At 61.9% G+C, this 9,092-nt stretch carries 8 protein-coding genes and 2 pseudogenes; 3 read left to right on the forward strand and 7 right to left on the reverse strand.

Annotation, left to right across the window (positions count from 1 at the left end; genetic code table 11):
• Nucleotides 1–511: 511 nt before the first annotated feature.
• From RI03_RS20000 to RI03_RS20020, 5 genes and pseudogenes are all read right to left on the reverse strand, one after another.
• Nucleotides 512–1,453, reverse strand: a complete 942-nt coding sequence (locus RI03_RS20000) for an NAD(P)/FAD-dependent oxidoreductase (protein ID WP_010219501.1) — start codon at nt 1,451–1,453, stop codon at nt 512–514.
• A 71-nt stretch (nt 1,454–1,524) separates the two neighbouring features.
• The gene (locus tag RI03_RS20005) at nt 1,525–1,950 is read right to left on the reverse strand and encodes a fasciclin domain-containing protein (protein WP_010219502.1); all 426 of its coding nucleotides are present in this window, start codon (nt 1,948–1,950) and stop codon (nt 1,525–1,527) included.
• Nucleotides 1,951–3,222: 1,272 nt separating this feature from the next.
• Nucleotides 3,223–3,804 (reverse strand): annotated as a pseudogene (locus tag RI03_RS20010) (IS110 family transposase); the annotation flags it as partial.
• A 213-nt stretch (nt 3,805–4,017) separates the two neighbouring features.
• Nucleotides 4,018–4,731: a LytR/AlgR family response regulator transcription factor gene (locus tag RI03_RS20015; RefSeq protein WP_010219504.1), complete on the reverse strand. Its 714-nt coding sequence runs from the start codon at nt 4,729–4,731 to the stop codon at nt 4,018–4,020.
• On the reverse strand, nt 4,724–5,821 hold the full coding sequence (locus RI03_RS20020) for a sensor histidine kinase (RefSeq protein WP_010219505.1): 1,098 nt from the start codon (nt 5,819–5,821) through the stop codon (nt 4,724–4,726). Before RI03_RS20020 ends, RI03_RS20015 begins: the two co-directional genes overlap by 8 nt.
• A 245-nt stretch (nt 5,822–6,066) precedes the next feature.
• Between RI03_RS20020 and RI03_RS25175 the strand changes: the two are divergent.
• The 3 genes and pseudogenes from RI03_RS25175 to RI03_RS20035 form a co-directional block, all read left to right on the forward strand.
• Nucleotides 6,067–6,372 (forward strand): annotated as a pseudogene (locus RI03_RS25175) (serine hydrolase domain-containing protein); the annotation flags it as partial.
• A 122-nt stretch (nt 6,373–6,494) separates the two neighbouring features.
• Entirely contained in the window at nt 6,495–7,088 is a 594-nt protein-coding gene (locus RI03_RS25180) for a serine hydrolase (RefSeq protein ID WP_274517574.1), read from the forward strand.
• Between the two features lie 23 nt (nt 7,089–7,111).
• Complete coding sequence (locus RI03_RS20035; RefSeq protein WP_010219508.1) at nt 7,112–7,501, forward strand: hypothetical protein; 390 nt, start codon at nt 7,112–7,114, stop codon at nt 7,499–7,501.
• Between the two features lie 204 nt (nt 7,502–7,705).
• On the opposite strand, the gene RI03_RS20040 is transcribed toward RI03_RS20035, so the two are convergent.
• Together RI03_RS20040 and RI03_RS23085 are read right to left on the reverse strand one after the other, a co-directional pair.
• The gene (locus tag RI03_RS20040; RefSeq protein ID WP_238542473.1) at nt 7,706–8,170 is read right to left on the reverse strand and encodes an MFS transporter; all 465 of its coding nucleotides are present in this window, start codon (nt 8,168–8,170) and stop codon (nt 7,706–7,708) included.
• Between the two features lie 42 nt (nt 8,171–8,212).
• A protein-coding gene (locus RI03_RS23085; protein WP_086011737.1) for an IS5 family transposase occupies nt 8,213–8,970 on the reverse strand; the annotation gives its coding sequence in 2 pieces (ribosomal slippage) (nt 8,213–8,628 and nt 8,628–8,970; 759 coding nt in all).
• Nucleotides 8,971–9,092 lie beyond the last annotated feature (122 nt).

Raw genomic sequence — 9,092 nt, forward strand, 5'->3', positions numbered from 1 at the left:
CGCTGAAGCACGACCCGCCTACCAGCGAGCATTCGCAGCGCAGCTGGCGATTAACGCCCCTCAGGGCTGACGCCCGATAGCAACCGGATTGCCCGAGACCCGGTCGTGTGAACTGTGTGTCTGGCATCGGTCTGGTCGGCAAGTGTGGCCTGTCACTCGACTGGTTAGCTCTGCCGGCTCGCGCTAGCTAACGGAGTGACGGAAGACCCAAATCCAGACGATCAGAACCTTCCTAGCTCTTCCCCCAATCTGCCATCCGTTCATGTTAATGCACGGACTCGAACTTGTTGATCGGAGAGAGTGCGTCGTATCGGAAATCAACCGCTTCATGCCGGGGCGGCGACCGTGAGGGCAGACTATGAAAGTGAAGGCAATCGACCACGTCGTGGTCAATGTGCGCGACGTGGAGGCTTCGGCGTCGCCGCGTGTTCCTGCCAATCGTGCGTTTAGCGGGCCCTCTATTTTTCTTTTGACTGACGAATGAGAGCGCATTGCCAGCGGTACCGCCGTACTATGAGGCGCGGTGCGTAGCGAAGATTCGGTCGGCCAGCATCCTCCCGGACAACGACGCGCTTTCGATCCGTGGCGCGATCAGCCAGTTGCCGACCGCGCCGATCCGCATCGTCTCGTTCCACAGGAATCCGTGATGCGTGGGTTCGACGCAGGAGTAGCGCCAGCGGTGACCGATCCGCACGATCGGCTCGGGCAGCTCCTGGGTGGCCTCGGCCGCCAGTGCCGACAGAAGACCGCTTACTACATCGGTTTCACTGTGCTCGAGGTGTTCGCTCGACCACTCCGCCGTTGCCTGGATCACCCACGTTTCGGTCCTGCCGCGGCCCGGTTTTGCGCTGTGACGCGCTGCCCAGCCAATTATGCCGGCGTCGCGGATAATATCGTTGGCGATCGCGATCCGTTCGTCGAAGGCGAGCATTGCCGTCCAGCACGGCGCGGACGGACACGACTGCGCCATTCCCGCCATCGCGGGCTCGTGCGCGATCAGCAATGGTGCCGCCTGCTCGGCAGGTGTGGCGATTATGAGCGCATCGAACCGCTCCTGCGATACGGGATCGAGAACCCATTTTTGATCGACTTCCCGGAGGGCGTCGACACGGCTGTTCCAACACACGGTGAGCGGCGCGCAAAGCGACTTACTCAGCGAATTTATCGCCGGGCTTTCCATCCACGCGTCCGCGCCGGAGTCAGGCCAAGCAGCGACGACGTCCGCCCATTCCCCTCGGCGCACCTGCGCAGCGAAACCGCGATCGCGCGCTGGCAAATACTGCGCGCCATGATCTGACGCGACTTCACCGGACGGGATTTTTACGCGGCGGGTCGCTGTTCGTACACACGCGCCGCGGCCCTTATCGAACATCGCGACGACATGGCCGCCAGCTTGCAGCGCCGTCGCACAGGACAAAGCCGCCATACCCGCACCGATAATCGCGATCTTCATGCAAATTTCATTCGGCGCTTTTGGGGGCGAAGCGGCGGCCAGGCGCGGCTGCGCCCGACCGCGGTGTAATCTTATGCCTTGGGAAGAAGCACAGCATCGATGACGTGGATCACGCCGTTCGAACAGTCGATATCCGCGGTCACGACGTTGGCCCCGTCGACGGTAACGCCATCGGTGCCATCGACATGGACGGTCTGGCCCCCCGCGGTGGCCGGATCCATGACTTGGCCTGCGACGTCAGCTGCCATAACTTTGCCCGGGAGCACGTGAAGCAGCAGGATCGCGGTCAGCTTCCCCTTGTTCTCTGGCTTGACCAGCTCATCGACAGTGCCGGCGGGGAGTGCTGCAAAGGCATCGCCTGACGGCGCGAAAACAGTGAATGGGCCGTCGCCCTTCAGGGTATCGACCAGGCCGGCGGCTGTGACGGCCGCGACAAGGGTTGAAAACGACCCGGCTGCAACGGCCGTGTCGACGATATCGTGTACGGGATCGGTCATGGTCGGTCCTTTGGATGGCAGGCGCCGGAAGCGCGCGACTGCTTCTGGCGCCATCGCATCACCAGGGCATGTGCCAAATACGGCTTTCCGGGCACCTTGATATCGAAGCAGGTCACCTCCACATCAGAATTCAAGGTAAGCAGCGCGCTATCGCGCTCACGCCGATCTGTAGCTTTCCTAGCCGCCACCAGAGCGTTGCCGTTGATATTGAGCTGGGGCGAACAAGATATTAGCCTGCGGGTTATAGCAGCTGTGTGATCGCCTGCGTCATCCAGACCTGTGCGTATCGAACGATGTCGAATGTCCGATCGCCAAAGTCGGCCAGATCCGGCTTTATCCGCTGATCACGACATCGATTATCTGGTCGATACCTTGCAACGAGAGTCCCTAGTCAGGCTCGTAGCGGCCGCCGCATCGCAAGCGGTTGGAAGTTGCTCTTTTAAAGCAACGTCAGTTAGCCGTTTGGGATGGCCCAAGGAAGTGACCGAGCCAGCCTAATTGCGCAACACCTGCCGCGTATTCGCCAGCTAACAAATATAAGTCGCAAACTAAAGATCAGATTGCATTATACTAAACTCGTACAGCTGCATATGATCAGATCGATGAGCGCCTATATTACTATATTGCGCCCTCACCGCGGTGCGTAAATCAGGCTTTTGATCGGCTGCCCCCCCCACAACGTCAACTTTCATCGGAAACTGTCGTTCGGCCGCTGCGTCAGAAATAGCCAAAAAGTCCCAAAAGACGTCGCTTGCCGAGAAGGTCGCGGGAAACCCTGTCGCTTTCTCCGATGCCCTACAAACTGGTGTTTTCCGACATTGGAGGGCACTCACCTCTCACGCAGTCGGGGATGGCTGGGCTGGTTCACGAAGCCGCACATCGTGTTCGTCGCGGCAAGTTTCGAGAGAAGCCACCGTTCACACCTTTACTTAAGAAGGGCGTGAGTTGATCGACACCCGCCACCAGGTTGGCGAAACGCGAAGACCCACAATACGACATTCGAACCGCCCTCGCCCCATTCCGAAACCTGCCATTCGTCGTCTAATCGCGTTGGTTGCAAGAGGTTTCTGAGATGCCGTTGCCGGGAGCATGGTCGTCTTCGCGGTCGACATGTGCCGCCGCATGATGGGGCTTCGCGGGCAACCCTTCCAAGGTTAATCACGCACTCCACCGCCATGAAGGCATAAGGTGCAACGAATGTCGCGGAATGGATCAGCCTACGTCCCGGCAGGACGTCTGGTGGCGCCTTGCGACGCGGACGAGCTCGGGAATTCAAGCTGCGGCGGATTTCTCCCTGAACGGTTCACCGGTGATCAGCATGCTGTGCATGATGACGGCGAGCTTGCGGGCGACTGCGACCGTGGCGCGTTTGAAGCCGAGCCTTTCTCGCAGCTGCAGTACCCATTTGCGTAGATCGCATTCGGATCGACTGCGCGTGAGGAGGACTGTTGCGGCTTCGTAAAGCAGCCCGCGCAGGTGGCTGTCGCCGCGCCTGGAGATATGCCCGTCATAGTCGATCTCGCCCGATTGATAGCGCCGCGTTGTCAGCCCGACGAACGCTCCCACTGACCTCGAATGCTTTAAGTTGGTGGGCTCCTCGATCGCGCTGACGAACGACGTGGCGGTCACGACACCGACCCCTGGGATCGACATCAATAACTGGCAGGCCGCGCTGCGCCGCGCATCCGCCAGCAGCTTGCGTCCAAGCTCTGCGGCTCGGAGGCGAACGGCGTGCCAGGCGTCGAGCAGCGGACGGATAATCTGCCCCAGGTCGGTATGGTCGGCGAGCAACGCATGAACATGATGCTCGAACTTGCCGCCCATGACAGCGGGAACGACCAGACCGAACGTCTTCTGTCAGGAGCCGACATCCAGTGTTTGCCCGACCGACGTCTCGGGGGGGCGGAAAGTGGGCGGATTACGAACTGGCAAATTGCGGAGCGCTGGAAGCGTGAAGCGGACCCTTCGTTTACGATGCTTGGAAAACGCGGAGACCGAAACTCGCTAATTGAGCGGGCTTAAGCGCCCTCTGGTGCCGGAGATTCGTTCACGCTCCGTTCGTCTCAATCAGCATCCTAGCTCCGACCTAACTCGCTCATAATGGCTTCTTCCAACCCGTACAGTATCACCACCAGCCAACATTGCGTTCCAGACGCCGCCGCCTTCGTGGCGCAGCCCGGTCACTTGGTCGCGCCGGACAATGGTCGATCGATGGATACGAAGAAACGTAATCGGGTCGAGCTTGGCAAGCATTTCGTCCATTGTCGCGCGTAAGAGATGCGAACGGCCATTGATCTGAAGACGCACATAATCGCGTTCTGCCGTGACCCGTTCGATGGCGCCCAGCGATACCCGTCGAAGTTCGGAACGGACCGGCACCCAGATATGATCCTCTGTAGGGGCCGCATTGGTTCGGGCAGCGCCGACCCGGTCGAGCATGGTCTCAAAACGCGCATCGCCGATCGGTTTTAATAAATAATCAACCGCGCCCACGTCGAAGGCCGCTAGCGCATATCCCTCGAAAGCTGTGGTGAAGACAATCGCTGGTGGGGCGGGCGCGGCGCTGATCTGCCGGGCCGCGGCCAGGCCGCCCATTCCCGGCATGGAAATATCGAGCAGAACCAGATTGGGGCACAGACGATCGGCCAGCTCCACCGCTTCCTCGCCGGTCGTCGCCTCGCCAACCACCGCCAACCCTTGATCGGCGCATAACAACCGCAGCAAATCACGCGCCGGTGCCTCGTCATCCACGATCAGAGCTTGCAAACCGGTGTCAGCCACGCGCCGGCACCGTGATCGCCGATCGCCAGCCACCGCTGGTCGCCGCCGCCGACAACAGGCTCGCCGCACCATAGCGCGTCGCCAGCCGCGCGCGGACATTGGCTAGGCCGATGCCCGTGCCCGCCGCCGGGAACGGCATCGCCGCGTCGATGGAGCCGGTGTCATCCACGCTGAGCACGACCGTGTCGTTGCCCGTCCTGCGTGCAGCGATCGTGATCGTGACCGGTTGGGCGGTGCGCGCAACGCCGTATTTCACAGCATTCTCGACCAGCGGCTGAAGGATCATCGGAAGGACCGGCATATTCTCCAATTCGCTCGGCATATCCCATTCGACCAGAAGGCGGTCACCGAACCGCGCTTGTTCGATGGCGAGATACAGCCGTTGCAGCTCTATTTCGTCTGCAAGCGGAATGTCCCCGGTAAGCTCGGCGCCCAGTCCGGCCCGGAAGAAGGCGGCAAGATTGCCAATCATCTCGCGCGCCGCTCGCGTTTCGCCGCGAGCGACCAACGACGACAGCGCATTGAGGGCGTTGAACAGGAAATGCGGATCGACCTGAAGGCGCAACATCGCGAGACGTGCCTCGCGACTCTCTGCCGCTGCCGCCGCTGCCGCGTGCTCGGCGGCGCGGACCTCGGCGATATGCCCGATCGCAAGGTAGAAGGCGGCCCAGGCCGCGAAAAAGAAATACCAAGTTACCAACCCATCGGCGATCGAAGTAACGATCACCGCCTGCGGATCCCAACGCGCCAGGTCGCCCGCGACCGAGGGAACCGGGAACCAGCGATAGAAGACGAAGGTATTGATCGTCGCAAACACTATCGTCGCGGGAGCCGCCAGCAGGAACGCTGTCGTAGCGCGGATCGGAACCGACCTTAGCCTCAGCCGATGAAGCGCCAGATGGATTAGCAGCGTTAGCACGATGCCAAGCGCAACCAATCCACAACGACGCAACAGCATACCGCCCTGATCCGGCCAACCCATCGCGACCGCCCGCGCCGTTACCAACACCAGCCATACAGACCAGAAGCCAAGCACGGATAGCAGCGCAAACCGGAACGGCATGCGTGAAAAGTTCGCCTGATCGGACATGTCGCGAGGCTATCCGATTGCCGCGGGCCAAGCCAGTTGCGCCGACGACGCTCGTCGCCGCCCAACGACGCCCGTCGCGTACGCCGCGACAGCCGTAGCGCCGATCGGCCAAGTGAGGGCACCAAATCGGAGCAGACCCCATGAAGCGTCTCTTTACCATTAGCCTAACGACCTGCATCGCCGCGCTTGCGGCGAATGCCGCCAGTGCGCAGCGGCCAACGCTGACGGCCGCCGAGGCGCAAGTAATGGCGATCGCGACGACCGCGCACGTTGCCGGCGAGATCGTGATCGCCGATCAGACCGGCCCCGTCATCGATCGCACCCTGGGCCTGGCCGATCTCGGAAAGCATCAAGCCCATCGTCCAGGCGCGCGGTGGCTTTGGGCATCGGTCACCAAGCAGGTGACAGCGGTACTGGTGATGCAGCAGGTCGAGGCCGCCACACTGTCGCTCGACGGCACGATCCGCCACTATCTACCCGACTTTGCCGGCGCAAACGGCGGCACAGTCACGCTGCGCCAGCTGCTCCAACATCTGTCGGGCCTGCCCAATCCGGACGGCACCCCGGCCGGCTCGGGCGATGTCCCGACATTCTATACCGAAACTGGCCCCAAGATCGCAAACGCGTCGCGTGCCATAGGCTTCTGCAGCGGTACGCCAAGGCAGCATCCGTTATTGGGTTCGCGTATAATAATTGCGACTATCTCGTGCTCGGCGCGATACTCGAGCGCGTCACCGGCAGGCCCTATGCGCGGCTTGTCGCCGACCGGATCGCCAAACCGCTCGGCTTGCGGTCGCTGCGGGTAGCCCGCGACGGCGCTCCGCGCGGTGACGCCGCTGCAGTTGGCTACACCACGGGCGGCAAGCCGTACCCCACCGTCAATGTCGCGACCTTCGGTGCGGCTGCCGCGCTGACCGGCACCGCGCGCGATCTAGCCGCATTCGATCGGGCGCTCGCTGCGGGCAAGCTAGTCGGGCGTGAAAGTCGTGACATCTTGTGGAAAGGTGATCCGAAGCTCGGTTACGAAGCGCTCGGTGTCTGGTCTTTCCCCGCACGTCTGGCCGGATGCGCCCAGCCCGTGACGCTGATCGAGCGGCGTGGGGATGTCGCCGGCATCCAAGTGCGCAACGTAATCGCTCCCGACCTTGGCCGCTCGGTTGCGGTCTTCGTCAACGACGACACGGTCCAATTCGGCGAGATCTGGCAGGGCAAGGGCCTGTCCTACGACCTGCTGTCGGCCGCTTTCTGCTTGACCCCTCAATCCTGAAGCAACCCCGGAAAGGAACGACCATGACTCGCGTTTTCCTGACGCTCACCCTCGCGCTTTCGACCATTAACCCGGCGATTGCCCAGACCGACGACCACGGCGCGAGCCAGCTCAAGGGCGACTGGACGCTGGATCTGAGACCGACCAACGACGCACCGGCCTATATCAAGACGATGAAGCTCGACATCACGCCGCAAGGCGTCGTCGCCGGCGAATTCTACGATCACGCGATCGAGGATGGCAGAGCGTTCGACGCTAAGGGCCGTGCCTGCTTCGCCTTCCATACCTCGGACAATACTGGACCCTATCAGACATCCGGATGTCGCGTCGGCGAACTGATCGAGGGGCAGAGCTGGTCCGAAGGACGCCACTTTCTGCTCACTTGGACGGCTTCGCGCATGGCAGCGAAATGACCGGTTGGCGCATGGATTGGGGCCCCAACGCGTTGGCGGGCGGGGACCAATGGTGGCTTTTAAGTCAGCGCCAAGGGTACGCTAGCAACCGAACTTGAGGCGCGCAGCTGCCCGGACGGCTCAATGGAACGGCCGAATTGTGCCCATGAGGCGCATCTACACGAGTGAACGCTGCTCGCATGCCGCACAGCTTGCCGACAGTGCCTATGCCGACGCTTGTTCGATCTGACCGGTGTCGACGTCGAGATCGCGCAGGTCGCGCCCTCGCGTTTCGCGGCCGAACCAAGCCACCAGGCCGAACGAGATCGCGGTCGGGATCATCACCAGCAGAGACGACACGCCAATCGAGAGCATTATTCCAGAGATGGTTAGGCCTTGGGCAACTAGGCCACCACCCTTGGTACAGGCGGCCACCCAGCCCGTTGCCCGGCCGCGTACCGCCAGCGGGAAGCTTTCAGCGGTATAGGGCAGCACCGTCGCGATGATGCCGTTCGTGCCGACGATCAGCAACGCGACTGGCAGGACCGGACTCCCCGTGCCGGTCGCTTCGAGCCGTAGGACCAAGAGCAAACCAGCTAGCGTAACGGCAATCATCGTGGCCAGCGCCCATTTGGTGCTCCATCGACTGTACAGCAGTGCCGCGACGAACACTGTCGGGAAAGCGATCAAGGCACTTTCCGCAAGGAGACGGCTAGGGTCACGACTCATTGATCAGAGCCAGAAGATGACGGTGGCGGCGAGCGCGATAGCGGAAAAGAAGACGGTCGGGCATCGATCGTAGCGGGTAGCGACGCGGCGCCGGTCCTTCAGACGACCGAACATAATCTCGATACGGCTCCGGCTTCGGTAGCGGCGCTTGTCATATTTGACGGGGATGATCCGGGACTTTCGCCCCGGAATGCAAGGTGTTATGCCCTTTGCCTGAAGGGCGTCCCTGTACCAGTCTGCGTCATAGCCGCGGTCGCCCAGCATCCACTGCGCCTTGGGTAGATCGTCGAGCAGCGCGGCAGCGCCGGTGTAGTCGCTGACTTGGCCCGCGGTCATGAAGAAGCTGAGCGGTCTGCCTTCTGCATCGGTGACGGCGTGCAGCTTCGTATTCATACCGCCTTTGGTGCGACCGATGAGGCACCCAAGGCCCCCTTTTTAACCCGCAAGCTGGACGCCGTGCGGTGCGCCTTCAGATAGGTCGCGTCGATCATGATCGTCTTGGGCGTGGCGCTCGCGGCGGCCAGCCCTTCCATCATGCGCAGGAACACGCCCCTTTCGCCCCACCGCTTCCATCGGTTGTAGAGCGTCTTGTGTGGGCCATACTCCCGAGGGGCATCGCACCAGCGCAGCCCGTTGCGGTTGACGAACACGATACCGCTCAACACCCGCCGGTCATCAACCCGTGGCTTGCCATGGCTCTTGGGAAAATACGGCTCGAGCCGCGCCATCTGCTCGTCGGTCAGCCAGTACAGGTCGCTCATCCTCGGTCTCCTCACGGAGCCTGAATCAGATCGAGCCGCTCAGATCAATGGGTCCTGACCCTAGCTTCAGGCGCTGCTGGCGACGTTCGTGCTGGAGATTTATGAGAGACCTGACAACACCC

It is taken from the genome of Sphingomonas sp. PAMC 26621 (assembly GCF_000251145.1).
GTDB lineage: Bacteria > Pseudomonadota > Alphaproteobacteria > Sphingomonadales > Sphingomonadaceae > Sphingomonas.